Consider the following 23,836-nt stretch of genomic DNA (forward strand, 5'->3'; position numbering starts at 1 on the left):
GCGGTTTGCGCAAACTTGTTATCGACAGTGCGACTGCCGCCTGCTCCGCAGCCTTGTTCGAAAATTCCGACTGCCTTGCCTCCCGGTCAGAGCTAATCGGACGAGGCCATGCCGAGCGGCTGGTGCCGATGATCGGCGAGCTGGGCGAACTAGGCGAAATCGACGGAGTTATCACCGATATCGGGCCGGGAAGTTTTACCGGTGTAAGGATCGGCATTTCGGTGGCCCGCGCGCTCGCCTTCGCACTGGGGACGGAGTGCCATGGCTATAGTGCCGTCAGCATAATGGCCGCGATGGCCTTTGCCGACGATGACCGTCCGGATGAGATTGCAGTGGTTTCCATCGGCGGACACGGCGAATATTTCGTGCAGCGCTTCGATCGCTCGCTTCGCGCGCTCGACCCGCTGCGGTCTGTCCCGTTCGAAGAGGCGGCCCGTGATATCGTAACGCAGTATATCGCCGGAGACGCGGCAGACGAGTTCGTCGCAAGACGCGGGGGCGGAACGGCAATCGATCTCGTTCCCGACGCGGCCAGATGGCCCTTGATCGCGGCGTTGGAGCCGCTTGCGCCCTCCCCGCTTTACGTGCGCGGTCCGGATGCGCGTCTGCCGGGTACCGCGTTATGATGATCATTCCGGGAACGCCGGAGGATCGCGATGCCATATTGGAAATCATCGAGAAAAGCTTTCCCGCGGAATTTGGCGAGGCGTGGAATGCCCGGCAGCTGGAATCAATGCTGGCGCTGCCCAGTGTCGAGACGCTTCTGGCACGACAGGATCATCGTCTGAGCGGATTTGCCATCAGCCGGACGATATTCGACGAATGCGAATTGCTGCTGATCGCGGTTGATCCGGAATTTCGCCGGATGGGCGTGGGCGGCTTATTGCTTGAACATGTGATTTCGCAATCGCGCGACGCTTTGGTCGCGAAAGTCTTCCTGGAAATGCGCGAGGGCAATATTGCGCAGGCCCTTTACTCCAAATTCGGCTTCAAGCCGATCGGGCGACGGGCGCAGTACTATCGGGGCAATGATGGTGAATGCCATGATGCAGTAACCCTTGCAGTGATCCTGTAACAAATTCTCTCGATATTGGTGATTTACCACTTTGGGATCATTGACACTGTTTCGGATGCGTTCTAAGTCGAAAATCCCCCCTCAAAATAAACAGTCCGAACAAAAGGAATTTCCATTGGAACATGACGATAACGGGATGAGCGAAACGTTGATTACGCTCACGGCCGACATTGTGGCCGCCCATGTGAGCAACAATAGCGTTGCGGTTTCCGATCTCCCGCTGATCATCTCCAACGTTCACGAAGCACTGGCCGGCCTGAATGGCCAGACGCAGGAAGAAACGCCGCCGGAGCCGGCCGTTCCGATCAAGAATTCGATCAAGCGCGATTACATTGTGTGTCTTGAGGACGGCAAGAAGCTGAAGATGCTGAAGCGTCACCTCAACACCCATTATGATATGACGCCGGAAGATTATCGCGCAAAATGGGGCCTGCCCGCCGACTATCCGATGGTCGCGCCGGCCTATGCCGAACAGCGCCGTCAGCTGGCCAAGGACATCGGCCTGGGCCGCAAGAAGGGTGGCCGGAAGAAGGCCGACAGCTGATTGCATGATCGGCCATAAGCGGCGCTTTGGGGGCGCCGCCCACGACCATTGACAGCAAGGGTGCCGGGCTTAGATTGACGCTGAACCCGGCCCCTTTCCTGGCAAGATGAGTAAAATGCACACCAAGATCGATCTGGAAGCTTTGTGTGCCGAACGCGGCCTTCGCATCACCGACCAGCGACGCACGATCGCCCGCGTCATCTCTGACTCGGACGACCATCCGGACGTCGAAGAGTTGTACAAGCGCGCTTCCGAGATCGATCCGAAAATCTCCATCGCCACCGTTTATCGCACCGTGCGCCTGTTCGAGGACGCCGGCATTCTCGATCGCCACGATTTCGGTGACGGGCGCGCACGCTATGAAGCTTCCCCGGAAGCGCATCACGACCATCTGATCGACGTTGAAAGCGGCAAGGTTGTCGAGTTCGTCGATCCCGAGCTGGAAGCGCTGCAAAAGCAGATCGCCGAGAAACTTGGCTATCGTCTGGTCGATCACCGCATGGAGCTTTATGGCGTCGCCCTTGACCGCAAGGACTGACGACGCCCCGCTCGATCTCGACAAAGGCGATCCCGCGGGGGGCATTCCACCGCGGATAACGATCGCCGGCTGGCTTCGACTAACGGCCCGCGTCATTGCGATGTTCTTCGCCGCGCTGATCGCGGTTCCGCTCCACTATCTCTGGCGCCTTTTCCGTCTTCCCTCCCCCTGGCCGCGCCTGTTTCTAGGCACGACCGCGCGCATCTGCGGCGCGCGCGTGCGCACCGTCGGCGTACCGCTGCGGCGCGATGTGTTCTATATTTCGAACCATATCAGTTGGATTGATATTTTGGCTCTGGCGGGTGCCAGCGGCACCGCCTTCGTTGCCAAGGCGGAGATACGCGAGGCACCCGTGGTCGGCTGGCTCTCCACCTTGAACCGCACGGTGTTCGTTAGCCGCGAGGATCGCCTGGGCGTTGCCGAGCAGATCAATCTGCTTCGCGAGACGATTGCCGAAAACTGGTCGATTACCGTTTTTCCGGAAGGCACGACCACTGACGGGCACAGCCTGAAGCCGTTCAAGACGCCCATGCTCAAAGTGCTCGAACCACCGCCCGCCGGGGTCTATGTTCAGCCGGTCATGCTCGATTACGGCGCGGTGTCGGAGGAGATCAGCTGGATCGGCGTGGAGACCGGCAAGGACAACGCGATTCGCCTGCTGGCGCGCAAGGGCAGTTTCCCGATGACGGTGAACTTCCTCGATCCGTTCGATCCGCATGATTTTCCGGGCCGCAAAAAGATCGCCGCCGAAAGCCGCGCACGGATCGAGGCGGCCCTGGTGGAGGCACTGGGCAAACCTTTGCGGGAATTTACGGCGCATTGAGCGCGGTCAGATCCTCGCCATCGTTCCAAAGGTCGACTGCGACGCGCCGCCGCACTATATCCCCGCCTCTATGACAAAGACTTATCACGTCAAAAGCTTCGGCTGCCAGATGAACGTCTATGATGGCGAGCGCATGGCCGAGCTGATGGAAGCACAAGGCATGACGGCGAGCGACAAGGCCGATGCCGATCTCGTTATCCTCAACACCTGCCATATTCGCGAACGGGCGGCCGAGAAGGTCTATTCCGAAATCGGCCGGTTGCGGCGCGAGGACGGATCGAAACCGATGATCGCGGTGGCCGGCTGCGTGGCACAGGCCGAAGGCGCGGAAATTGCGAAACGCGCGCCGTCTGTTGACGTGGTGGTTGGGCCGCAAGCCTATCACCGCCTGCCGGAATTACTGCGTGAGGCGCAGGGCGGCGCCAAGGCGCTGGACACCGACATGCCCGCCATTTCCAAATTCGGCGCGCTGCCGAAACGCGGCACCCAGCCGCGCCCCACCGCCTTTCTGACGGTGCAGGAAGGCTGCGACAAATTCTGTACCTATTGCGTCGTCCCCTATACTCGCGGCGCCGAAATCAGCCGTCCCTGGGGCGCGCTGATCGACGAAGCCAAGGCGCTGGTCGACGGCGGCGCGAAAGAGATCACGCTGCTTGGCCAGAACGTCAATGCCTGGGAAGCGGAAGATGATAAGGGACGCCAACAGGGCCTCGACGGCCTGATCCGCGCTCTTGCCGACATCCCGGGCCTCGCCCGCATCCGCTACACCACTAGCCATCCCAACGACATGAGCGAAGGGCTGATCGCCGCACATGGCGAAGTGCCCGAGTTGATGCCGTTCCTACACTTGCCCGTTCAGTCGGGGTCCGACCGCATACTGAAGGCCATGAACCGCAGCCATACGAGCGCCAGTTACCTGAAGCTGCTGGACCGTGTGCGCGCCGTGCGCCCGGACATCGCGCTCTCTGGGGATTTCATCGTCGGCTTCCCCGGCGAGACCGAGGAAGATTTCGAGGCGACGCTCGAGCTGGTGCGCGCAACCCGTTACGCCCAAGCCTTCAGCTTCAAATACAGCCCACGCCCCGGCACGCCGGCCGCCGACATGGACGATCAGATCGCGCCCGAGGTGATGGACGAGCGACTCCAGCGGCTTCAGGCGCAGCTCAATCAGGATCAGCAGGCATTCAACGCCGCCAGCGTCGGCCGGCGCTGCGAGATCCTTCTGGAACGCAAGGGCCGTCATCCGGGCCAACTGATCGGCAAATCGCCATGGCTGCAATCGGTGGTGGTATCCCATCCTGACGCTGCGATCGGTGATCTTATGACGGTCGATTTAAAGGAAGCAGGCCCCAATAGCTTGGCGGGAGAAGCCGTAATGAGAGAAGCTGCCTGATGGCGCGTAAGGAGCAGGCACGGGCTGGCGATCGCACGCGGCTCGAGATCGAGTTCGACAAGCCGCATTTGCTGGTGCCGCTGTTCGGGGAGTTCGATCGCAATCTGGTGGCGATCGAAAATCGCCTCGCCGTCTACATCGCGGCGCGCGGAAACAAGGTACAGATTGAAGGTGAGGCCGCCGCCGCCGCGCGCGCGCGCGACGTGCTGATCGGGCTCTATAGCCGCGTGATGCGCGGGGAGGAAATCGACACCGGGCTGGTCGAGGCGGCGATCGCCATGTCTGACGAGCCCACGCTGGACGGCATCGTGCGCAAGGAAGAGCGCGATATCCCGCGCGTCATGATCCGCACGCGCAAGAAAACCATCGTGCCGCGCTCGGCAGGGCAAGTGCCCTATATGGAAGCGCTCGCCCGCGACGAGATCATCTTTGCGCTTGGCCCGGCAGGCACCGGCAAGACCTATCTGGCGGTGGCACAGGCGGTCGCCATGCTCATCACCGGGCAGGTCGATCGTCTGATTCTCTCGCGTCCTGCGGTAGAGGCGGGCGAGCGACTAGGCTTCTTGCCGGGCGATATGAAGGAGAAGGTCGATCCCTATCTCCGCCCGCTTTACGACGCGCTGTACGACACCCTGCCCGCCGAGCAGGTGGAGCGGCGCATCGCCAGCGGCGAGATCGAGATCGCCCCGCTCGCCTTCATGCGCGGGCGTACGCTGGCCGATGCATTCGTTATTCTGGACGAGGCGCAGAACACCACGCCAGCGCAAATGAAGATGTTCCTCACTCGCTTCGGCATGGGCAGCCGCATGGTCATCTGCGGCGACCCCAAGCAGGTCGATTTGCCCGGCGAGGGCATGAGCGGCCTTGCCGATGCCGTATCCCGCCTTCAGGACGTGGAGAATATCTCGGTCAGCCGCTTCACCTCGGCAGACGTCGTCCGCCACCCGCTGGTCGGCAAGATCGTGGATGCCTATGAAGGGACGGGCCATTAGTTCTAGCGCTGAAGGACCTATTCTTACTTAGCTTTAAATTTGGGCGAAATTGGCCTATCGGTTTACGTGGTTTGGTATTACCCTTTCCGAAGTATTGGAGAGATCGCGTATGACTACGATTACCGGCACGAGTGGGAATGATGTTCTGAAAGGAGAGCCGGGAGACCAGCTGGAAGGCCTTTCTGGCGATGACACCTACATCATTTATGATCCGGCGACTCGGATCGTCGAGAGCTCCAATGCCGGCAATGACAGCGTCCTCACTTTCGTCAGCTATGGGCTGACCGAACAAGCCAATATCGAATATCTGTCCACTGCCGATCATTCGGGACTCGATCCGATCAATCTGGCCGGCAATACCGGTGCGCAGACGATCGTCGGCAATTTCGGTAACAACTCGCTGGATGGACGGGGCGGTGACGACACGCTGATTGGACTTCGCGGCGACGACACCTATTATGTTTACAGCGCCAACGCGGTCGTCAGGGAGGCAGCTGGCGAAGGATATGATCGCGTCTTCGCCAACCAGAGCTATGTCCTCGCGCCTCAGGCTTCCGTGGAATATCTCGCGCTTCAGACGGCTTCGCAAGGCCTAGCTTTCAACCTGACCGGCAATGCTTTTGCCCAGACCATCGTCGGCGGTTCTGCCAAGAATATTTTGAATGGCGGTGGCGGAGCCGATACGCTTATCGGCCTTGCCGGGGACGATACTTACCGAGTCTATGGCCAAGGCGAGAGCGTGATCGAAACGAAGGACGGTGGAAATGACACTGTCTATACAAGCGGCGATTTCTATCTTTCTGCCGGAAGCCATGTCGAGACCATTTCGGCGGCCGATCAGGGTCAGTCCACATCGATGTACCTGCTCGGCAACGAACTGACGCAGCGGATCATCGGTGACTACGGCAACAATGTCTTGAACGGCGGTGGATCCGAACTCGTCAAGGGCGATACGCTTATCGGACTGGACGGAGACGACACCTATCGTATCTTCGGCCAAAGAGACGTTGTCCTGGAAAGTGCCGGCGGCGGAAACGACATCATCTTTACGAGCGGTAATTACCAGCTTGCGGCCGGAGTGGAAGTGGAGACCCTTTCCACGCACCAGCACAATTCCACGCTCGCCATGAACCTGACGGGCAATGAACTGAACAATCTGGTCATCGGGAATTTCGGTGCCAACCGACTGGACGGCGGTGGCGGATCGGACACGCTGATCGGTTTTGCCGGAGACGATGTGTTCCGCTTTACGGCAACGCCGACGGCGGGCGCCGTGGTGACCATCCAGGACTATAATAACGGCGCCGACGTCATCCTTCTGGATACGAAGGCTTTCACGGCAATAGCGGGAGGCCCACTCGCTTCCAGCAGCATTGCAATCGGCGCGGCAGCAGCCGATGCGGATGACCGCATCATCTATAACTCTGAAACCGGCGCTCTCTCATACGATGCGGACGGAAACGGATCGGGCGCAGCCATTCAATTTGCGCAGATCGGCACAGGTCTGACCGCCAGCGACCTCAGAATCGTTGCGGCTGACATTCAGCCGGAAGTTCTAACAATCGATACACCGGGCACCTATCTGATTGGAAATGCAATTGGGACCGGAACTCAGATACCTGAAAGCGTAACTACACTCACCTTCGAACCTTATGGACTTGGCTATTTCTACGATCTAATTTTCGGTCCGAATACTTCCAACGGAGTCCTGCCGTCTATTGCTTTCGAAACCGCATCCTTGCCCGGAACCCTAGATTTCTCTCAACTCGGGCAAGGCATCGTGGTCAAACCGGATGAGGGCGTGCGTACGGCCAGCGACCAGATCCTGATTGCCGAACCGCCGCAGCCCAACAGACCGGCTCCTTTCGCGCAAGAGCTCATCGGCACAAGTTTCGACGATGTGATCGATCGCAGCGGTGCTAACGGATATAATCTGTCGGTCGCCAGAGGGGGTGCCGGTAACGACTATATCGCCGGCTCAGCCTCAATCGATGGCGGGACGGGTAACGACTATTTGGTGGGGACGATCAACACCACCATGACCGGTGGAGAGGGCGCAGACATCTTCCAGGTATTTCTTCGGACTCGAACGCCTGGCACGAACACGTATTCGTCACCCAACTATCTGACGGACTTCAATCCGGCAGAAGACAAGATTTACATCGAGCTTAATTATTTTCGTGTTGCTTATCGCGATAATCTTGACGAGCCGGGCGCGCTTAGCGATGCGCAGTTCGGGATTGGCGCCGGGCCGACTACCGCAGAACAGCGGATTATCTACAATCCGGAAACTGGCGAGCTTCAATATTTCATAAGTGGCAACGCCGGTAGTCCGGCAGGCGAAATACCTCTGTTTGCGATATTGCCCAAAGGGCTCGACCTTTCGGCCGAAAACTTCATGTTGATCGCGCCTTAACCTGACAGACTGTTTGCACTGGCCCACGCGGCCAAGGATGCCTAAGTACGATCAGGCTATGCTGAACGTAGAAACCGCGGTGGGCCCTGGCTGGGGCGATGAGCAGGAATGGATCGATCTGGCGTGGCGCGCGGTGCGTGCGGCGCTAGGCGTCAGTCCTTTCGCGAACCTGATCGACAAGCAGGTGGACGTCGAAGTGGCGGTTAAGCTGTCGGACGATGACGAGGTTCAGGGCCTGAACGCCACTTATCGCGGCAAGGACAAGCCCACCAATGTCCTCAGCTTCCCGATGGTACAACCCGATCTGCTCCAATCGCTCGAAAACAGCGATGACGGCGAAGCGCTGCTCGGCGACATCATCCTGGCGCGCGAGACATGCGCGCGCGAGGCCGAGGAAAAGGGCGTCACGATGGCCCAGCACGCTACGCATCTGATTGCGCACGGCACGCTTCATCTGCTCGATTACGACCATCAGAACGAAGCCGATGCCGCGCGGATGGAGGAGCTGGAAGTGAAAGCACTTGCCACGCTCGGCCTTGCCAATCCATATTCCTAACGCCCGAACCGGGGCAGCTTGAAAACACAGAAGGGGCAGCACAGCTTCCGGCGATGCCAGACGACAGCACCAATCACGCCGACGACGAAAGCGGCGGACGAATATGGCAGGGCCTGAAGGCCCTGCTGTTCAAATCGGACCACGAACCCTCTCTCCGCGAGCAGCTTGAAGAAGCGATCGACGAGCATGAGGACGACGACGACGCGCCGACCGGTGCGAATGCCGGCGACCTTAGCCGCGTCGAGCGCGAGATGCTGCGCAACTTGCTGCATTTCAGCGAGCATACGGCGGACGATGTCTCCGTGCCGCGCGCGGATATCATCGCCATAGAGGAAAATGCGAGCTTCGACGATCTGGTCGCGATGATCTGCGAGCATGGCCATAGCCGCCTGCCGGTCTATCGCGACAATCTCGATGACATCATCGGCATGATCCACATTCGCGACGCGTTCGCGATTCTGGCCAGCGAGAAGCCCAATCCGCAGGGCATCGGCGGGCTGATCCGGCAGCCGCGCTTCGTGCCCGAATCGATGGGCGTGCTCGATCTGCTGGCCGAAATGCGTGCCACGCGGACCCATCTCGCCATCGTGCTGGACGAATATTCCGGCACCGAGGGCATCGTCACGATCGAGGATCTGGTCGAGGAAATCGTCGGAGAAATCGAGGACGAGCATGATGACGAGCCCGAGCCGCAGCTGACCGAGCTGGACGGCGGCATGTGGGAAGCCGATGCCCGCATCGAACTGGAAGATCTGGGCAAGGAAGTCGCGCCCGAATTGGCCGATGTCCCGGAGGATGTCGATACGCTGGGCGGCCTCGCCTTCGTGCTGGCCGGCAGGGTGCCGGAAGCCGGCGAAATTCTGGAGCATCCCAGCGGCTGGAAACTCGAAATCCTCGATGGCGATGAAAAGCGCGTGACGAGGCTGCGGCTGCACAAGCCGGTGATCGAGGACGATCCCGAAGCGTAAATGTGCCTCTCCGCCTGCGCGGAGAGGTCTAACGCTGGCGCCAGACTTACCCTCCCGCCAAACCTCGAGCGCGTTGACGCCAGGCTTCGGCTAGCGTTTCCAGCTGTGCGAGATCCTTAAGCGCGCCGGGATCACGCTTGCCAGGCTGGATCAGGAGCGCAAAAGCGCGGGCAACGGTCCAGTCATGATCGGGTCGTTCGGTGCGCTCGATCGCATCCCCCGCCGCCACCGCGGCCTGTTCGATCACCCGCAGATAAAGGCCGGAGCGGCCGGTGTTGACGATGGTCGCCATCATATCCGGCCGCCCGAAATGATGGTCCAGCTTCCAGCAAGGCTGGCGGCCATGGCTGATTTCCACGAGCGCATCACCCATCCGGAAGCGATCGCCGATCTTCACCTCGTGTTCAGCAAAACCGGGCGCGGTGATGTTCTCGCCGAACGCGCCGAAGCGCCTCAGCCGGTCATGGTCGGGCAGTTTCTTGCGCCAGAAGGGGTAGTGATCGGATGGGTAGAGATGCACCGCCTTGTCCCAGCCGCCATGGTGGACCGGGTCGGCCACCTGGTCGCCTTCGAACCCGGTCCACCCCAGTTCCACCGGCCCTTCGACGGGATCGCGCGCGATGGCACTCGCGCTATCGCCGCGAAACGGCTTAGGCGTGCCGATGAAAAGGCCTTCGACCTTCGATTGCATTCTTCCCCTCCCCTCAAACGCTCAGTCTTTGGCGGCGCGTAATTCCGAGCCGCGTTTTAGTACCTTATCACCATCTTCCTGTTTGATCAGATAAGCCGGATTATCTTCATCGCCCTTGCGTGTGATTTCCGAGCCGTCGATCGTGCGGGTCACTTCCTTTTCGAAGCGCTCCTCGATCTGGCCTTTGGCCGTGCCATTGCCCCAGTCCCATTCGACATATTGGTTGGTCTGAAAGCTGTTGCTGTTGGACATGGGGTTTTCCTTTCGATGATCGGGGGGTGAAGCGCCCCGGCCTCCGCAAAGTTCCAGTTGGCAAATGCGGCCCTCAATGCTCAAAGCTCGCGCATATGGAAAAGGATCAGCTTCGCGTTGCCCTGTTCAGCGGCAACTACAACTATGTCCGCGATGGCGCCAACCAAGCGCTGAATAAGCTGGTCCGCCACCTCATCGACTCTGGGGTGGACGTGCGCATCTATTCGCCGACCACCAACACACCTGCTTTCGAACCCGAGGGCGATCTGGTGAAAGTCCCTGCCCTGCCCGTCCCCGGCGGACGCGGCGAATACAAGATTGCCCTCGGTCTGCCCAAGACACCGCGCAAGGACCTGGAAGCGTTCGCGCCAGACCTCGTCCATGTGTCCGCGCCCGAATTTCTCGGCCATGCCGCCGTCGCCTGGGCGCGCAAACGCGGCATCCCGACGCTCGCCTCGCTCCACACAAGGTTCGAGACCTATCCGCGCTATTACGGGCTGGGCTTCATCGAACCCTGGCTGATCCGGCGGCTGACGCGCTTCTACAACAAGTTCGACCGGGTAATGGTGCCCGGCCCTTCAATCGCCGAGCTGATCGCTGGCTGGGGCGTTACGACACCAATCGGCATCTGGTCGCGCGGGGTCGATCACGATCGCTTCAATCCGGCGCGCCGCGACCTCGATTGGCGCCGCAGCCTGGGCATCTCAGATGATGTACCGGCGATCGGCTTTCTGGGCCGGCTGGTCCTGGAAAAAGGGCTCGATATTTTTGCTGAAGTGGCGCGCGAGCTCACTCGGCGCGGCGTGCCCCACAAGGTGCTCGTAGTGGGCGAAGGGCCGGCGCGTGACTGGTTTGCCGAACAGGTGCCCGACGCGATTTTCACCGGCTTCCAGTCGGGCGATGCTTTGGGCCGCGCAGTGGCGTCGATGGACGTGTTCTTCAATCCTTCGGTGACCGAAACCTTCGGCAATGTGACTTCGGAGGCGATGGCGTGCGGTGTGCCGGTGGTTGCCGCCCGCGCGACTGGCGCGATGGACCTGGTGGTTGAAGGGGAGACCGGATTCCTCGTGCCGCCGCGCGACGTGAGCGCTTATGCCGATGCGATCGAACGGCTGGCGCGGGACGCTGCGATGCGCCGCCGATTCGGCAAGCTTGGCCATCAACGGATGCAGGACCATGTCTGGCCGCGCGTCAATCAGGCCGTGCTGGACGCTTATCACGAGCTGATGGCCGCGAAGGGCTGAACGGCGCGGCTGGCGATCCGCCGACACCCGCCCTAGATTGGCGCGCATGGATGATCTTTTCGCCGGTGATGAGCCGCAGGAACAGCAGACGCGCGAGAACGCACCGCTCGCCGATCGCCTGCGCCCGAAGACGCTGGAAGAGGTGGTGGGCCAGGATCATCTGACCGGACCAGACGGCGCGATCGGGCGGATGGTGCGCGCAGGCCAGCTCGGTTCGATGATTTTATGGGGCCCGCCCGGCACCGGCAAGACCACCATCGCGCAGCTGCTCGCGGGCAGCGTAGGCATGCATTACAAGGCGATCAGCGCAGTCTTCTCCGGCGTCGCGGATTTGAAAAAGGCGTTCGCCGAGGCCGACCAGATGGCGAAGACCGGCAAAAAGACGCTGCTCTTCGTAGACGAAATCCACCGCTTCAACCGCGCGCAGCAGGACGGCTTCCTACCGTTCGTGGAGCGCGGGGTGGTGACGTTGGTCGGCGCAACCACCGAAAACCCGAGCTTCGAACTCAATGCCGCATTGCTCAGCCGCGCACAGGTGCTGGTGCTGCACCGGCTAGGGCCGGAGGCGCTCAACGTCCTGCTGGACCGGGCGGAAGCCGAGAAAGGGGAACCGCTGCCGCTCACCGGTGATGCACGCGAGGCGTTGGTGGCGAGTGCGGACGGCGACGGGCGCTTTCTGCTCAACCAGGCCGAAACGCTTTACAACAGCCGGATCGAGGAGCCGCTGGAGCCCGGCGCTATGGCCACGCTGCTCCACCGCCGGGTGCCGGTGTACGACAAGGACCGCGAGGGGCATTACAATCTCATCTCCGCGCTCCACAAATCGATGCGCGGTTCCGATCCGCAGGCCTCGCTCTATTATCTCGCGCGGATGTTGGTGGCGGGCGAGGAACCGCTTTACGTGCTGCGCCGCATCACCCGTTTCGCCAGCGAGGATATCGGCCTCGCCGATCCGCAGGCGCTGGTGCAGTGCCTTGCCGCAAAGGAAGCCTATGAGTTTCTCGGCTCTCCCGAGGGGGAGCTCGCCATCGCACAGGCCTGCCTCTATTGCGCCACCGCGGCCAAATCCAATGCGGCCTACAAGGCGCAGAAAGCGGCGTGGAAATCGGCGAAACAGACCGGATCGCTGATGCCGCCGATGAACATCGTCAACGCGCCCACCAAGATGATGAAGGAACTCGGCTACGGCAAAGGCTATGCCTATGATCATGACGCCGAGGGCGGCTTTTCCGGCGCGAACTACTGGCCCGAAGAGATGGAGCCGGAACGCTATTACACGCCGACGGACCGAGGCTTCGAACGCAAGGTGACCGAGCGAATGGCCTATTGGGAGAGGATGAAGAATGAGCGGGAACAACCTTAAGACAGCACGGCGGTGCACGCTCGCTCTGACCGGGGCGCTGCTTTTCGCAGGGGCCGCACAGGCGCAGCAGACGGCCGACGATGCGCGCTATGACCGTGCGATGGCGGCGGGGTACAAAGCGCAGTTCCTGTGCTCCGGCCTATGGAACGGCGGAAAGAGCGCGAATCAGATCGAGGCGGACGAACTCACCGGCATCTACGAACGGATCGCGGACATCGTCCCAACCCTGACCGCCGAGATCGACGAGACCGCGGGTCAGGTACGGGTGGCGTTCGACACCGACATGCCGCCGCGCACCGCGCAGTGGCGCGCCGGGCTGGGCTGCGCCAGTATGCCGATCGGTACCGATCCGGCGGATGGCGATAAGCTGCCGCGATTAGCGAGGGATATTGCCTTCCATCACTTCGACGAGCGGCCTTGGCCGATGGGCGATGCCGGTGCCTTGGAACCCGATAAGGCTGTGCCGGCCGTCGCAGCCCGCGCGCTGGCTGGAGACTTCGGCGGGGCGAGCAGCGCCGCCCTCGTTCTTCGCGGCGGAAAAATCGTGGCGGAGCACTACAAGCCCGACTTCGACCTACACACATCGCAGCGCACCTGGTCGGTCGCAAAATCGATCGGCGGCACGCTGATCGGCCATGCGGTTCTGGAAGGCGTGATCGATCCTTCGCAGTCCGCGCTGCTTGCCCAATGGCGCGATCCCGCAGATCCGCGCGGCGCCATCACGCTCGACAATCTGATGCGTATGGCGAGCGGGTTCTACAGCGACACCGCGGGCAACCGCACAGATCCGGTCTATATGGGTGGCACCGCAGCCTTTCCGCGCGCCGCGCACTGGCCGCTGCTCCACGCGCCCGGCAGCCGCTTCCGCTACGCCAACAACGATATACTGGACGCCTGGCGCGCGGTGTACGAACGCTTGCCCGAGGACAGCCGCCTGGCATACCCTCTCTCCTTCTTCCGCAAGCTCGGCATGACGCGAACCATCGCGGAAACCGACTGGCGCGGCAATTTCATCCTGTCCAGCCAGGTCTGGACCACCTCGCGCGATCTCGCCCGGCTCGGACAACTCTATCTGAACGACGGAATGTGGAACGGTGAACGGCTACTGCCCGAGAACTGGCGGGAGTTCGTCAGCAGACCCAGCGGTCCGCAGCCGGAGGGCGCTTTCGGCTATGGTGCCACGTTCTGGTTGATGAACCATAGCGAGGGCGTACCCGCGGATGCATTCGCGGCGATGGGCAATCGCGGGCAATATCTCGTCATCATCCCCTCGCGCGACATGGTGATCGTGCGACGCGGCTATGACACCAGCGAGAACCGTTTCGACATTGCCGCCTTCACCGCCGCCGTGCTGGCGTCCACGGCGCGCTAGTAGGCCCGTTTGCGCCGTTTCGCTGCCACTGCCTGCATCGATTGGTCCGGACAAGCCGTCGCCCAGCCTAAAGGGCTGGCGGTGGCGATTGCCCGGGAAAGCGGGCCGCCAGCGCTGATCGAACCTGAGGGCGGATGGACACGCGGCGGCATCCTCGATTGGCTGCGCTCGCTTGCCAAGGCGAAGGCGGACATCGTCATCGGGCTCGATCTTTCGCCCACCTTCCCCTTTTTGGACACCGGCGCATACTTTCCCGGCTGGAGCGAAAGCCCCGCCGATCCGCGGGCGCTCTGGGCGCTGGTGGAGCGGATTGCAGCGGACGATCCGCACATGTCCGCCAACAGCTTCGTCGATCACCTCGAGGCCAGCCGTTATTTCCGCCGCCATGGCGGGCGCGAGGGCGATCGCTTCGGCGGCGGCATCGGACGGCTGCGCGAAGTGGAACGACATCAACGCGCCACCGGCCAAGCAAATAGCTGGTCCTGCTTCAACCTGGTCGGCGCGGGACAGGTGGGCAAAAGCTCGCTCACCGGCATGCGCATGTTGCACGCACTGGACGGCGCGATCCCCTTCTGGCCGTTCGATCCGGTGCCGGACGAGGGGCCGCTGCTGATCGAGATCTACACTAGCCTCGCCGCGCGCGCAGCAGGCGTGGGCAAGGGGCGCAGCAAGGTGCGCGACGCCGAGGGTTTGCGCATGGCGCTTACGGCGCTCGGCTCCCCCGATTGCCCGCCGCTCGCCCGCTATGACGATCACGCGACCGACGCACTGATCACCGCCGCCTGGCTGCGCGAAGCGGTACAAATGCAAGGCCTGTGGAGCCCAGAGGGAATGAGCGGGCGGATCGCGCAGTTGGAAGGCTGGACCTTCGGCATTCGATAAACGCACAAAACCCTTGTCGAGCGCCCGCCCCCTGCCCTAATCGCGTGCACAGCCCATCTGGCAGTCTTGCACAGGCACGGGCCGGTTTAGCTCAGTTGGTAGAGCAGCGGTTTTGTAAACCGAAGGTCGCGGGTTCGAATCCTGCAACCGGCACCATTTCTCTCGTAAGCCCCTAAAAAGAACGCTTTCAACCTGCGGCGAATCACATGTGGCACACTCTGTGACGCATGGGTGTCCTCGCCCTCTGCTGGACGCCCTGCTCATGTCCAAGATCCCCTACAGCTCGCGTCGCAACGGTCGCTACTATTTCAGGCGCCGGGCGCGTTGGCAAAATGTTGGCGATTACGTCGCTATCATCCCGCTCGCTACCTGCAGCGCGCAGAACGCCAGGTTTCGCTCAATTTCGATGGCCGGTCGCTTCGAGGAACTGAAAGGGGAGGTCACGACAATGATCGGAGCAGGAACGGTAATCGATCAGGAGCAGATTCAGCAGCTCTTCGACAACGAACTGCGTCATACGCTCGACCGGCTTCTGACTGAATATCATGGGACCCAACACCCCGAACGCCTTGTCGATTTTCATACTACGCTTGCCGCTAATTCCTCCAAATGTTGTCGACAGACAGAACACCTTATGGTCCGATCCGGCAGGCCACTTCTCCGACACTGCCGAAATGCGCGACGATCCGATCATCCGGGCAGACTTCATGCACACCGGTGATGGCACCGCTGGAAATCCACCAGCCAGGCTGTGGCTCGATCCCTCGGGCATGAAGATTGGCGAGCAGAAACCGCGCCGCGCCGAATGGGCCGTCGAGCATAGTGGCGACGCTGGCCTCGCCAACTGTTTCGCCATTGATGCCAAGTGCCACGTCGATGGAATTCAGGTCGTTCCAGAGATCTCGCTCGACGCGTTGGCCCAGGATCAAGCCCGCATTGTTGCCGTGGTCCGAAATGGTAACGCATGGCCCGTCGCGATTGATGTCGCTGTAGGGCGATGAAGCGATTTCGATGCCGATGCGTATGTCATCGATCCAGTCCATCGCCTCTTCATTGTTCGCGGGCAGGGCGCGGCCATCGGGCGAGGCGAGCCTTAGCATGAATTCTGCTTCCGCGGCGGCAAAGCCGTCCCTGAATACAGGCATTGAGCATTCGGCAGAGCCGACTTCGACGATGGTATTCGAAAAGATGGGTCCGACAAGGCGGTCGGCACCTAATTCGGTGGCCGTCGGTTCGCCGACGCGCCCCACCTTCCAACCGCCGACCGATAGGTCCCACAGCTTCAAAGCCTCATCCTGGATCCTATAAGCAGCAGCAAGATCGCCAGGCCGCTCACCGGGATAAGCGATTAAAGCCTCGCCGGACTTTCGCGCGTCGACGAATGAACGCGCAATGGTGGCAGCATTCAAATCCGCTGCAGTTTGGAATGTCACTCTGCCCCCTATCCAGGCCAGAATAATAGCCGACCGCAACCGTGGTTAGGCGAAGAAGGAAACCGGTGTCAATTGATTGTGGCTCGGCTCTATTGCTTCCAAAGCCTGTCCGGACCGCGACAATCCGCGCGATTGTGCAAAGCGGTCGGCCTGCTTAGGAGCAAGGAGTGTAGAACTATTGCTGGCGGAGCGAATGGCGCAATCGGATAAACAGCCGACGATCAACGATGTTGCTCGGATGGCGGGCGTGTCGAAGAAAACGGTCAGCCGAGTCATCAATCGTTCGCCGCTCCTGAAATCCGATACACGGGCCAAGGTCGAAGCGGTCATTGCGGAGCTCGGCTATGTTCCCAATCCCCAGGCGCGCGCGCTCGCACTCCGGCGCAATTTCCTGCTCGGTTTGCTGCACGACAATCCGAATGCGCAAACCGTATTAAATTTTCAGGAAGGCGTCCTGGACGCCATCGCCGATACCGAATTCGCCTTGGTGGTGCGTCCCGTGAATCGCCATTCGCCCGCCATGCTGGACGATATCCGTCATTTCCTGGAAATGCAGCGACCGTTCGGCGTGATGATCCTGCCGCCGATTTCAGAAGACGATGCCTTGGCAGAGCTCTGCCGCGAAGTTGGCTGCGGCTATGTGCGCATGGGATCGGCGGAACTGGACGCCCCGGAACATATGGTGGAGTCGAACGATCGCGAAGCAGTAGAGCGCGCGGTCGATTATCTGGTGGAAATGGGCCATCGGCGGATCGCCATGATCGAGGGCCCGGAAGGTTTCCGCTCCGCGCGCGAACGTTCCGACGGTTTCTTGGCAGCGATGAAGCGGCACGGTCTCGAGGTACGGCCGGAGATGCTCGCTCCCGGTCACTACACCTTTGAATCCGGCCTCGCCGCGGCGGAGCAATTGCTGGCTATATCGCCGCGGCCGACTGCTATTTTCGCCGGCAATGACGAAATGGCCGCCGGCGCACTCCATGTCGCGGGCCGGCGCGGGATGGCAGTGCCAGACGATCTTTCGCTGGTCGGCTTCGACGATTCGCCCCTCGCCGCTCATATCTGGCCGCCATTTACTACGGTGGGCTGGCCGATTGCCGAAATGGCGCGCGCCGCAGCGCTGAAGCTGATCCATCCTGCGGAGGCCGGCACGCAGCCATCCCGCTTCCGATCGGACCTGGTACGGCGCGCCTCCGTCGCCTCCCCTGCTTCCAACGCCTGATGCGAAGAGATGGTTGAATTTCGCTGCCGACTATCGCTATACGGGTAATGACACCGGTTTCCTAAGGGCGCGCGCCTTTTGCAAGCCGGAAAGCAAATTCAAGTACGAACGCTCCGAACTGGAGCAGGAGAGACAGCATGAAAATCGCCCTCATTACCGAGAACAGTCAGGCCGCCAAGAACGGCATCATCCATGAAGCGCTCACCAGCGTCGCCGAGCCGCTGGGCCATGAAGTGCACAATTACGGCATGTATACGGCGGAAGACGAAGCCTCGCTGACCTATATTATGAACGGGCTTCTGACCGGCATTCTGCTGAATTCGAAAGCGGCCGATTTCGTCGTGACCGGCTGCGGCACCGGTATGGGATCGTTGCTGGCCTGCAATGCGATGCCCGGCGTGTTCTGCGGGCTCGTCATCGATCCGACCGACGCCTTTCTTTTCAGCCAGATCAATGCCGGCAACGCGGTCTCCATGCCCTATGCCAAGGGGTTCGGCTGGGCAGCCGAGCTCAACCTGCAGGATTGCTACCGTAAGCTGTTCGAAGGCACGCCGGGCGAAGGCTATCCCAAAGAGCGCGCTGCCATCATGAAGACCAATCGCGGCATCCTAAAGGATTTCAAGGCAGCGGCGACCCATGACATGGTGACCGTGCTCAAGAACGTCGATCAGGATCTCCTGAAGGCAACCATCGCAGGCGCACGCTTCGGCGAATATTTCTACGCCAGTTGTCAGGACGAGAACATCGCGGAGTATCTGCGCCAGCTTTGATGGCTTCGTAGGGTCGGAACGCCGACAGGGCCGCGCGAGCTCTGCGGCAGGAGAGGAACGAGACGCATGCAACAATTCGATCTAACCGGACGCGTGGCGGTGGTGACCGGCGCGAACACCGGTATCGGCCAGGGCATCGCGCTGGCGTTGGCGCAAGCCGGGGCTGACATCGCCGCGGTGGGGCGCAGCGAGGCGAGCGAAACCGCCGCCAAGGTGAAGGCTATGGGGCGGCGCTGCGAGCTGGTTTCCGCCGACCTTTCCTCGATTGCGCCTGTCGGCGACGTAATCGAGAGCGTCGTGGACAGGCTGGGGCGGCTCGACATCCTAGTCAATAATGCCGGGATCATTCGCAGGGACGACGCCCTCGACTTTTCGGAAGCCGATTGGGATGCGGTGATGGACACCAATCTCAAGACGCTGTTCTTTCTCAGCCAAGCCGCCGCCCGCCATATGGTCGGTTGGTCGAGCCAGGACGGGCAACGCGGCAAGATCATCAACATCGCGTCGATGCTGACATTCCAGGGCGGCATACGGGTGCCGAGCTACACGGCAAGCAAGAGCGGCGTGGGTGGCCTTACCAAGCTGATGGCAAACGAATGGGCACCCAGGGGCATCAACGTGAACGCCATTGCCCCCGGATATATCGCCACCAACAACACCGCCGCGCTGCAGACCGATGAAACGCGCAACCGCCAGATCGTGGAGCGCATCCCGGAAGGCCGCTGGGGCCGCCCCGAAGATATCGGCGGGGCCGCCGTGTTCCTGGCCAGCCGTGCCGCCGATTATGTGCAAGGCCAGGTGCTAGCCGTGGACGGCGGCTGGCTGGCGCGATGAGCACCGCTGACGGAGCCGTCGTCTGCTTCGGCGAAATGCTGCTCCGCCTCTCGCCGGGCGGTGCCGTCCCTCTGGCCGAGGCGGGAGGCATGACAATCGATGTCGGCGGCGCCGAGGCAAATGTTGCCATTGCCCTCGCCAGTCTTGGCCGCGCGAGCCGCATGCTGACCGTTTTGCCCGACAATCCGCTCGGTAAAAAAGCGCGCCGTGCGCTGGCAGCGGCCGAAGTCGATACCCGGTTCGCGGGGCACGCCCCCGGCCGAATGGGTCTTTATTTCTACGAGCCGCCTGCCGGGCCGGTGGCCGGGCGCGTTACCTATGATCGCGCGTACAGCGCGTTCGCCGAGTCCGCGCCGGACGCCATCGATTTTGCTGCGGCCATGGACGGGGCAGCCCTGCTTCACATGTCCGGCATCACGCCCGCTCTGGGGTATGGCGGCGTTGCTCTGGCCCGGGCTGCGCAGGATGCCGCGGAGGCCGCGGGCGTGCCAATATGTTTCGACGGCAATTATCGCGCCAATCTGTGGGATGCCTGGGATTCTCGCCCCCGCGAAACGCTTGGCGAGCTTGTCGGGTGCGCAACGATCCTGATCGGCAACCACCGCGATATCTCCCTGCTGCTCGGCCGTACATTTTCGGGCGATGGACCGGAGCGAAGGCGCGAAGCGGCGGAGGCAGCCTTTTCCGCCTTCCCACGACTTCAGATAATCGCTTCGACCGCGCGTCATGTCGAGACAGGTTCCATCCACCGGTTGGCCGCCCGCGTCGATCGGCGCGACGATCATTGGCAAACGGACGAGTTGCGCATCGAAGGGGTGATCGACCGCATTGGAACGGGGGACGCGTTCGCTGCCGGTCTGCTGCTGCGCTATCTGGAAGGAGCCGATGCGCAAGCCATGGCGGAGAGCGCACTGGCCCTGGCGGCGATGAAGCATGGCCGACTGGGAGACAGCATCCAGATGACGCGTACCGAGTTGGACAGCTTCGCAATAGGCGGCGATGTCCGGCGCTGAGCGCCTCGATCGGCGCGGCTTCGTCGGGTTGAGCCTGGTGGCCAGTGCCGGTCTGTTCGCAGGGCCGGCATTCGCGGCGCGTTCGGTGCCTGTCGCCGGGCGCTATCATGGTCTGCGCGAAGGGAATGTGGCCTCTTTCAAAGGCATTCGCTATGCGGTCGCCTCGCGATTTGCCCGCCCCACGCCAGTCCCGTTCGAGGGCGAGGCCATCAGTGCGCATGAATTCAGACCGATTGCACCGCAGGCGGGTTTGCAGGAGATACCGCAGAGCGAGGACTGCCTTTTCCTGAACGTCTGGACGCCCGAGGCCGAGAGCCGTGCACGGCGACCTGTGATGGTCTATTTCCATGGCGGAGCCTACAATTCGGGCACCGTCACCGACCCCCTGACCCACGGCGCGGTTCTGGCGGAACGCGGCAACGTGGTGGTCGTCACCGTCAATCAGCGGCTCAACGTCTTCGGCTATGGCTGGCTTGCGCCGTTCGGCGAGCGCTTTGCGGATAGCGGCAACCTCGGCCAGCTCGATCTCGTCTGTGCGCTCCAATGGGTGCGTGCGAACATCGCGGCGTTCGGGGGCGATCCGGCGCGCGTGATGGTATTCGGCCAATCGGGCGGCGGTGCCAAGATCGCCACACTGATGGCCATGCCCGCCGCCGACGGCTTGTTTCAATCAGCCGCGACCATGAGCGGACAGCAAGTCACGGCCAGCGGTCCGGGCCACGCTCTGCAGCGCACCCGCGCCTTCCTGAAAGAGGTTGGGGTCGGCGAAAATGACGCTACGCGCCTGCTCGACCTTTCGACCGAGCAGCTTGTCGCGGGTCTCGGCGCGACCGACCCTATCCTAGGCGGAAGCCTGTATTTCGGCCCTGTGCTCGACATGAGCAACCTTCCGCGCCACCCCTTCTGGCCGGATGCCGCGCCGCAATCGCTCGATATTCCGATGATCCTAGGGAACACTGCCCAGGAAACCCGCGCATTTATCGATCCGCGCGGACCGGTGGCAACGGGGCTCGACTGGACGAACATAGCCGATCGACTGGAACGCCATATCAAGATCGATCTGCCCGGCGATTGGGTGGTCGCGCAATACCGACGCCACTTTCCGGACTGGTCGCCCGCACAGCTGTTCTATGCCGCCACCACCGCCGGCCGCAGCTGGCCCGGGCAGGTGATCGAAGCGGACGAGCGTGCGAAGGCGGGCGCGGAGAAAAGCTGGGTCTATCAGCTCGACCGCCCTTCGCCGATCGATCCTCTGCGCGGGGCCGCCCATACCGACGATATCCCCTATGTTTTCGGCACGCTCGACGCACCGGGCAGTTATTCCGGCACGGATGCGCGCGCGCGCGCCATCAGCACGGCCATGATCCGCGCCTTTTCCGGCCTCGCCCGGAACGGAACGCCCGGCCTGGCCGGCTGGACAGCTTATACCCTTCCCGATCGCGATACGCTGGTCATCGGCGAAGACGCGATCCGCGTCGTGCCCGACCCCCGTGGCTGGCAGCGCGAACTATGGTCGCGCGCACCCTATATTCAGCCGGGCAGCTGACCCTCAGGGCTGGCGCGCCACCGGATAAGCTATAATCAGGGATAGCGGTTCGATGCCCGTTTGGCGGATGCCGACGTGCGCGCCTTCATACAGATATGCGGCCATCCCGGCTGTAAGCGCGGCTTCCACCCCATCGGAAATCACAACGCCGGTTCCGTCGGCAACGTAATAGACCTCGTCATGCGCGATCGAATGTTCGCCGATGGCAGCGCCTACATCCAGCACGCGGCGACGAAACTCCATGGTGCGCGGCTGCGGCGCGGCGTCGCTGATGCGATAGGCGGTGGACATGCCGATCGCTCCGTGCGGCGGCGGCTCGCGGACCATCACGTCACGCTCGCTCACCACCACCATGCGCGGCGCGCCGCCCCCGCTCAATGGGACGGCGCACCCAGCCAGCAGCAGACTCGTCACCGACAGGCCCGCCATGGCCCTCATTTGCTTGGCGTCCGCATTTCACGGTCGCGCGGCGAAAGATGTTCCTGCGCACCCGGCTTCTGGCCCGGATAGAGGTCGCCTTTCGGCGTCATCGTATCCAGATCCCATTCGCTCTCGCGGAACGGAGCCCGCGTCGGCTCGATACGGGGATATCCGCCGATTTCATCTTCGGAATCGAGGATATCGCCGCGACCTTCGGCGATAAAGAAGAGGATGCGCGTTTCCTCAGGGCCGCGATCCCACGGACGCGCCCCTGCAGTGGCGAGAAGGGTGGTTTCCACATCGCGCGCAGGCAGGATGTCGAAGTCCGAAATGTCCGCCATTGGCGCCTGCGCTTCGATCACCTTCGCCCGCGTTTCGCCGTAACGGCCGAATGCAGGCAGAGCGTTGCCGTGCCGGTCCACCGCGATGTTGTCCTGCGCGAAATAAGCCAGATCGCCCACCCCGCCCAGCATCAGGAAGGGCAGCCCCTCATCCGTATCATTGCCGCCGCGCATGACATTGCCGATCGCGGTGATCTCACCCGTTACCGGCTCATGACCGGCCCATTCCAGGTCCATCAGATTGTAATGCACCGCACGATGCTCCGGATTGTAGATCAGGTTGTTGACCATCAACACCTGCGCCCCGCCCTTCACGAGCGGCGAGCGTTCCACATTGTGCGCCCAGATATTGCGATCGAACACGATACCCGTGGTGTTGTCGTGGACCAGAGTGCCCTTCGAATGTTCGCCTTTGGGATGGCTGGCGTTGGCAAGGCCTTCGGCGGCCAGATTGAGCCGGAACGTCACATTGTGACTGGTATTTTTGCGCCAATCCTCCACCGTATCCCCGGCAAAGCGCGGGCCGCTGGCGGACATATTCTCGTCCACCGCCCACAGGAATGTGTTGTTCTCGACCAGCACGTTCGATGCCGCCACGGTGGAAAAGGCATCGGCCTCCCAACCACTGAGCAGCGGTTGTTTGTCCACGCCTGTCAGAACGCGCAGATGTTGCAACTTCACATCGTGAGTTTTCACATCGATGCCGGTCCGCAACAACGTGATGCCGGGCGCAGGCGCGGTCTGTCCCGCGATGGTGACGAAGGGCTCGGTGATCTCCAGCGAACTGCGTCCCATATCGATCGCGCCGCCGACTTCGAAGACGATGATGCGCGGCCCCTTGGCTGCCAGCGCCTCGGCAAGGCTCCCTGGGCCGTCCTTCGCCAGGCTGGTCACCTTGATGATACGACCGCCCTTCCCGCCTTCGGTGGGGTCGGCCGGCGCGGCGATGGCCTGCGCGGAAAGGCCGGTCACGGCGATAGGCACCAGCAAAAGGGCCGCAAGCGCGGCCTTCGCGCGCCATAAAGATTGAGCTTTCATAGTTTCGTCTCTCCTCTCCATTCTTGCATCTTGACAGCTGGTGCCACTGCGGGCAAACAAAAATGACACCGGTTACCAAAAGCCGGGACAAAGAGCCGCCAGAGGTCTGAGGA

At 61.9% G+C, this 23,836-nt stretch carries 25 protein-coding genes and 1 tRNA gene; 20 read left to right on the plus strand and 6 right to left on the minus strand.

Going from position 1 to position 23,836, the window contains the following annotated elements; all coding sequences use genetic code 11:
• The first annotated feature begins 5 nt into the window (after positions 1-5).
• The 10 genes from tsaB (at position 6) to H7X45_RS06325 (ending at position 9,305) form a co-directional block, all read left to right on the plus strand.
• Positions 6-626 (plus strand): tRNA (adenosine(37)-N6)-threonylcarbamoyltransferase complex dimerization subunit type 1 TsaB, encoded by a 621-nt coding sequence (gene tsaB, locus H7X45_RS06280; protein ID WP_246449767.1) that lies wholly within the window; start codon positions 6-8, stop codon positions 624-626.
• A gap of 38 nt (positions 627-664) precedes the next feature.
• Entirely contained in the window at positions 665-1,075 is a 411-nt protein-coding gene (gene rimI, locus H7X45_RS06285) for a ribosomal protein S18-alanine N-acetyltransferase (protein WP_187336652.1), read from the plus strand.
• A 136-nt stretch (positions 1,076-1,211) separates the two neighbouring features.
• On the plus strand, positions 1,212-1,619 hold the full coding sequence (locus H7X45_RS06290; RefSeq protein WP_198095627.1) for a Ros/MucR family transcriptional regulator: 408 nt from the start codon (positions 1,212-1,214) through the stop codon (positions 1,617-1,619).
• A 115-nt stretch (positions 1,620-1,734) separates the two neighbouring features.
• Complete coding sequence (locus tag H7X45_RS06295; protein WP_187336654.1) at positions 1,735-2,157, plus strand: Fur family transcriptional regulator; 423 nt, start codon at positions 1,735-1,737, stop codon at positions 2,155-2,157.
• Positions 2,141-2,980 carry a lysophospholipid acyltransferase family protein gene (locus H7X45_RS06300; protein ID WP_425498182.1) on the plus strand — a complete coding sequence of 280 codons (840 nt, stop codon included), beginning with the start codon at positions 2,141-2,143 and terminating at the stop codon, positions 2,978-2,980. The genes H7X45_RS06295 and H7X45_RS06300 overlap by 17 nt, the downstream gene beginning before the upstream one ends.
• Before the next feature lie 70 nt (positions 2,981-3,050).
• Positions 3,051-4,373 carry a tRNA (N6-isopentenyl adenosine(37)-C2)-methylthiotransferase MiaB gene (gene miaB, locus H7X45_RS06305; RefSeq protein WP_187336656.1) on the plus strand — a complete coding sequence of 441 codons (1,323 nt, stop codon included), beginning with the start codon at positions 3,051-3,053 and terminating at the stop codon, positions 4,371-4,373.
• Positions 4,373-5,365: a PhoH family protein gene (locus H7X45_RS06310; RefSeq protein ID WP_187336657.1), complete on the plus strand. Its 993-nt coding sequence runs from the start codon at positions 4,373-4,375 to the stop codon at positions 5,363-5,365. Before miaB ends, H7X45_RS06310 begins: the two co-directional genes overlap by 1 nt.
• 49 nt (positions 5,366-5,414) lie before the next feature.
• Positions 5,415-7,781 carry a calcium-binding protein gene (locus H7X45_RS06315; RefSeq protein ID WP_187336658.1) on the plus strand — a complete coding sequence of 789 codons (2,367 nt, stop codon included), beginning with the start codon at positions 5,415-5,417 and terminating at the stop codon, positions 7,779-7,781.
• Positions 7,782-7,839: 58 nt separating this feature from the next.
• Positions 7,840-8,337, plus strand: coding sequence for an rRNA maturation RNase YbeY (gene ybeY, locus H7X45_RS06320; protein ID WP_187336659.1), 498 nt, complete (start codon positions 7,840-7,842; stop codon positions 8,335-8,337).
• Between the two features lie 53 nt (positions 8,338-8,390).
• Entirely contained in the window at positions 8,391-9,305 is a 915-nt protein-coding gene (locus H7X45_RS06325) for a hemolysin family protein (protein ID WP_187336660.1), read from the plus strand.
• A gap of 46 nt (positions 9,306-9,351) precedes the next feature.
• Here H7X45_RS06325 and H7X45_RS06330 read toward each other — a convergent pair whose 3' ends face one another.
• Together H7X45_RS06330 and H7X45_RS06335 are read right to left on the minus strand one after the other, a co-directional pair.
• Complete coding sequence (locus H7X45_RS06330) at positions 9,352-9,996, minus strand: MOSC domain-containing protein (protein ID WP_187336661.1); 645 nt, start codon at positions 9,994-9,996, stop codon at positions 9,352-9,354.
• Between the two features lie 21 nt (positions 9,997-10,017).
• Positions 10,018-10,248, minus strand: coding sequence for a hypervirulence associated TUDOR domain-containing protein (locus tag H7X45_RS06335; protein ID WP_187336662.1), 231 nt, complete (start codon positions 10,246-10,248; stop codon positions 10,018-10,020).
• A 95-nt stretch (positions 10,249-10,343) separates the two neighbouring features.
• On the opposite strand from H7X45_RS06335, the gene H7X45_RS06340 reads away from it, so the two are divergent.
• From H7X45_RS06340 to H7X45_RS06360, 5 genes are all read left to right on the plus strand, one after another.
• Positions 10,344-11,492, plus strand: a complete 1,149-nt coding sequence (locus tag H7X45_RS06340) for a glycosyltransferase family 4 protein (protein ID WP_187336663.1) — start codon at positions 10,344-10,346, stop codon at positions 11,490-11,492.
• 46 nt (positions 11,493-11,538) lie between these two features.
• A complete protein-coding gene (locus H7X45_RS06345; RefSeq protein ID WP_187336664.1) occupies positions 11,539-12,855 on the plus strand; it encodes a replication-associated recombination protein A in 1,317 nt (438 codons plus the stop codon).
• Positions 12,836-14,227, plus strand: coding sequence for a serine hydrolase domain-containing protein (locus H7X45_RS06350; RefSeq protein ID WP_187336665.1), 1,392 nt, complete (start codon positions 12,836-12,838; stop codon positions 14,225-14,227). Before H7X45_RS06345 ends, H7X45_RS06350 begins: the two co-directional genes overlap by 20 nt.
• Before the next feature lie 9 nt (positions 14,228-14,236).
• Entirely contained in the window at positions 14,237-15,109 is an 873-nt protein-coding gene (locus tag H7X45_RS06355; protein WP_187336666.1) for a hypothetical protein, read from the plus strand.
• 80 nt (positions 15,110-15,189) lie between these two features.
• A tRNA-Thr gene (locus H7X45_RS06360) sits at positions 15,190-15,265 on the plus strand.
• A gap of 241 nt (positions 15,266-15,506) precedes the next feature.
• On the opposite strand, the gene H7X45_RS06365 is transcribed toward H7X45_RS06360, so the two are convergent.
• Positions 15,507-15,692 (minus strand): hypothetical protein, encoded by a 186-nt coding sequence (locus H7X45_RS06365; protein ID WP_187336667.1) that lies wholly within the window; start codon positions 15,690-15,692, stop codon positions 15,507-15,509.
• Positions 15,693-15,741: 49 nt separating this feature from the next.
• On the minus strand, positions 15,742-16,395 hold the full coding sequence (locus tag H7X45_RS06370) for a 2-keto-4-pentenoate hydratase (protein ID WP_246449771.1): 654 nt from the start codon (positions 16,393-16,395) through the stop codon (positions 15,742-15,744).
• Between the two features lie 340 nt (positions 16,396-16,735).
• Between H7X45_RS06370 and H7X45_RS06375 the strand changes: the two genes are divergently transcribed.
• The 5 genes from H7X45_RS06375 to H7X45_RS06395 all read left to right on the plus strand — a co-directional run bounded on the left by H7X45_RS06375 (position 16,736) and on the right by H7X45_RS06395 (position 21,924).
• Positions 16,736-17,761 carry a LacI family DNA-binding transcriptional regulator gene (locus H7X45_RS06375; RefSeq protein WP_187336669.1) on the plus strand — a complete coding sequence of 342 codons (1,026 nt, stop codon included), beginning with the start codon at positions 16,736-16,738 and terminating at the stop codon, positions 17,759-17,761.
• 137 nt (positions 17,762-17,898) lie between these two features.
• Positions 17,899-18,531, plus strand: a complete 633-nt coding sequence (locus tag H7X45_RS06380; RefSeq protein WP_187336670.1) for an RpiB/LacA/LacB family sugar-phosphate isomerase — start codon at positions 17,899-17,901, stop codon at positions 18,529-18,531.
• Between the two features lie 66 nt (positions 18,532-18,597).
• The gene (gene kduD / locus H7X45_RS06385) at positions 18,598-19,365 is read left to right on the plus strand and encodes a 2-dehydro-3-deoxy-D-gluconate 5-dehydrogenase KduD (RefSeq protein WP_187336671.1); all 768 of its coding nucleotides are present in this window, start codon (positions 18,598-18,600) and stop codon (positions 19,363-19,365) included.
• Positions 19,362-20,378, plus strand: coding sequence for a sugar kinase (locus H7X45_RS06390; protein WP_187336672.1), 1,017 nt, complete (start codon positions 19,362-19,364; stop codon positions 20,376-20,378). Before kduD ends, H7X45_RS06390 begins: the two co-directional genes overlap by 4 nt.
• A complete protein-coding gene (locus H7X45_RS06395) occupies positions 20,365-21,924 on the plus strand; it encodes a carboxylesterase/lipase family protein (protein ID WP_187336673.1) in 1,560 nt (519 codons plus the stop codon). The genes H7X45_RS06390 and H7X45_RS06395 overlap by 14 nt, the downstream gene beginning before the upstream one ends.
• 3 nt (positions 21,925-21,927) lie before the next feature.
• On the opposite strand, the gene H7X45_RS06400 is transcribed toward H7X45_RS06395, so the two are convergent.
• Together H7X45_RS06400 and H7X45_RS06405 are read right to left on the minus strand one after the other, a co-directional pair.
• Positions 21,928-22,278, minus strand: coding sequence for a cupin domain-containing protein (locus H7X45_RS06400; protein ID WP_187337014.1), 351 nt, complete (start codon positions 22,276-22,278; stop codon positions 21,928-21,930).
• An 80-nt stretch (positions 22,279-22,358) separates the two neighbouring features.
• Positions 22,359-23,723, minus strand: a complete 1,365-nt coding sequence (locus tag H7X45_RS06405; protein WP_187336674.1) for a pectate lyase family protein — start codon at positions 23,721-23,723, stop codon at positions 22,359-22,361.
• Positions 23,724-23,836: the final 113 nt, after the last annotated feature.

The sequence above is a fragment of the Novosphingopyxis iocasae genome (assembly GCF_014334095.1).
GTDB classification, from domain to species: domain Bacteria; phylum Pseudomonadota; class Alphaproteobacteria; order Sphingomonadales; family Sphingomonadaceae; genus Novosphingopyxis; species Novosphingopyxis iocasae.

Bases quoted from the DNA above. Each gene is read 5' to 3' on its own strand.
- H7X45_RS06380 (WP_187336670.1), top strand. From the start codon at position 17,899: ATGAAAATCGCCCTCATTACCGAGAACAGTCAGGCCGCCAAGAACGGC.
- H7X45_RS06405 (WP_187336674.1), bottom strand. From the start codon at position 23,723: ATGAAAGCTCAATCTTTATGGCGCGCGAAGGCCGCGCTTGCGGCCCTT.
- H7X45_RS06400 (WP_187337014.1), bottom strand. From the start codon at position 22,278: ATGGTGGTGGTGAGCGAGCGTGACGTGATGGTCCGCGAGCCGCCGCCG.
- H7X45_RS06325 (WP_187336660.1), top strand. From the start codon at position 8,391: ATGCCAGACGACAGCACCAATCACGCCGACGACGAAAGCGGCGGACGA.
- H7X45_RS06340 (WP_187336663.1), top strand. From the start codon at position 10,344: ATGGAAAAGGATCAGCTTCGCGTTGCCCTGTTCAGCGGCAACTACAAC.
- H7X45_RS06350 (WP_187336665.1), top strand. From the start codon at position 12,836: ATGAGCGGGAACAACCTTAAGACAGCACGGCGGTGCACGCTCGCTCTG.
- H7X45_RS06290 (WP_198095627.1), top strand. From the start codon at position 1,212: ATGAGCGAAACGTTGATTACGCTCACGGCCGACATTGTGGCCGCCCAT.
- H7X45_RS06295 (WP_187336654.1), top strand. From the start codon at position 1,735: ATGCACACCAAGATCGATCTGGAAGCTTTGTGTGCCGAACGCGGCCTT.
- H7X45_RS06365 (WP_187336667.1), bottom strand. From the start codon at position 15,692: ATGAAAATCGACAAGGCGTTCGGGGTGTTGGGTCCCATGATATTCAGT.
- H7X45_RS06330 (WP_187336661.1), bottom strand. From the start codon at position 9,996: ATGCAATCGAAGGTCGAAGGCCTTTTCATCGGCACGCCTAAGCCGTTT.
- H7X45_RS06375 (WP_187336669.1), top strand. From the start codon at position 16,736: ATGGCGCAATCGGATAAACAGCCGACGATCAACGATGTTGCTCGGATG.
- H7X45_RS06335 (WP_187336662.1), bottom strand. From the start codon at position 10,248: ATGTCCAACAGCAACAGCTTTCAGACCAACCAATATGTCGAATGGGAC.
- miaB (WP_187336656.1), top strand. From the start codon at position 3,051: ATGACAAAGACTTATCACGTCAAAAGCTTCGGCTGCCAGATGAACGTC.
- H7X45_RS06390 (WP_187336672.1), top strand. From the start codon at position 19,362: ATGAGCACCGCTGACGGAGCCGTCGTCTGCTTCGGCGAAATGCTGCTC.
- H7X45_RS06310 (WP_187336657.1), top strand. From the start codon at position 4,373: ATGGCGCGTAAGGAGCAGGCACGGGCTGGCGATCGCACGCGGCTCGAG.
- H7X45_RS06395 (WP_187336673.1), top strand. From the start codon at position 20,365: ATGTCCGGCGCTGAGCGCCTCGATCGGCGCGGCTTCGTCGGGTTGAGC.
- ybeY (WP_187336659.1), top strand. From the start codon at position 7,840: ATGCTGAACGTAGAAACCGCGGTGGGCCCTGGCTGGGGCGATGAGCAG.
- kduD (WP_187336671.1), top strand. From the start codon at position 18,598: ATGCAACAATTCGATCTAACCGGACGCGTGGCGGTGGTGACCGGCGCG.
- H7X45_RS06345 (WP_187336664.1), top strand. From the start codon at position 11,539: ATGGATGATCTTTTCGCCGGTGATGAGCCGCAGGAACAGCAGACGCGC.